This is a genomic window from Dysgonomonas sp. 521, assembly GCF_010501055.1.
Taxonomy (GTDB): domain Bacteria; phylum Bacteroidota; class Bacteroidia; order Bacteroidales; family Dysgonomonadaceae; genus Dysgonomonas.
Map to the genome: position 1 here is coordinate 4,352 of NZ_QVMO01000174.1, position 1,427 is coordinate 5,778.

A 1,427-nucleotide genomic window follows, 5' to 3' on the forward strand; every position below is an offset into this window, starting at 1 on the left:
AACTTAGAATTGCTTGAGCCGTATGAGTGGAAACGCTCACGTACGGTTCTTAGGGGGGAAAGCTCCTGTAAGGGAGCTGACCTACCCGATCGACCAAGTGATTTGGCTCAGCGCGAGGGAAGAGCTATCCGTACAGGCAACGAGGTCGCCAAATACTATGCCGATAATAAGGTGGATGTTGTTCTCTATGCTGTCGAAAAATCACTGGATGCCTATAAATTCGGATTACTTCATAACAAACAACTTTTCATTCAGCAGTTAAAAACCAACAATATGGGCGCACGTACCATTGACGAGGGCGCAATGGATGAGAAAACAGGCATGAACTTCTCCGAATATGTGGCTATCCTTTCCGGTAATACGGAATTGTTGGAGAAAGCCCGTCTGGAAAAGAAAATCACCACATTGGAAAGCGAACGGCAGGCATTTGTGAGGGGTAAATCATCCAGCCGTTACAAGTTGGATGATATTTTGCAGAAAGTGGAGAAGAACAACGGTTTGATTGAACGCATCGGCAAAGATTTGGAGAACTTCAAAAGCCGGGTACAATTAAATGAGGACGGCTCGTATAAGAATCCAATCCAACTGGATGGCGTTCAGGGTGGCGATATTAAGTTTATCGGCAAACACCTGAACCACATTGCCGATACTGCCCGCACGGGAAATGAGTTTGATAAGATTGGTAGCTTGTATGGTTTCGAACTGCTTGTCAAAAGTGAAACCTCACAGAAAGAGGGTTTTGATGCTGTGCAAAACCGTTTCTACGTTCGGGGAGAGGGTGATTACCTGTATCAATATAATTACGGTAATCTGGCTGCCGATCCACGTCTGGCAGCGCAGAATTTCATCAACGCTCTGGGTACTATCGAACCAACACTGGAGAAATTCCAAAAGGAAAATGAAAAACTTACGAAAGATATTCCCATACTTCGGGAGGTGGTGGATGGCACATGGCGCAAAGAGCCAGAATTAGCCGCTTTGCGGGACGAATTTAAGGAGTTAGACCGGAAGATACAGCTTTCCCTCAAACCGATAGAGGAAAGCGAAGGACAGCCTGTAAGTGAGGTTACAGCCGACAAAAAGCAATCCCCGGAAGATGTCCGTCAGCCCTCGCAGGGTAACGGACAACCTTTCATTCCAGCACGGCTTAGGGAGATAGCAGACAACTCCGGTGGGCGTGTCGTTATTGGAACGGTAGGCGGTAGCCCGCCCAAAGTTGAGAACCCTGTATCCAAAGGGATTAAGCTATAAGATTAAAAGCCGCTTCGTCATCACGACGGGCGGCTCTTTCCGATTATGAACTATATTCAATAGTTCGTTATAAAAACAGCTTTTTTTAAGCGGCAATAGTCCCATATTGTTTTAGTTCATTAATTATCCGCTTATTTTTTTTAGAGTTTGGGTTCATTCCTAACTTTTCAAAAAAT

At 45.3% G+C, this 1,427-nt stretch carries 1 pseudogene; it reads left to right on the top strand.

From position 1 onward, the window contains the following. A pseudogene (locus tag D0T84_RS21680) lies at positions 1-1,251 on the top strand (DNA methylase); the annotation flags it as partial. Positions 1,252-1,427: the final 176 nt, after the last annotated feature.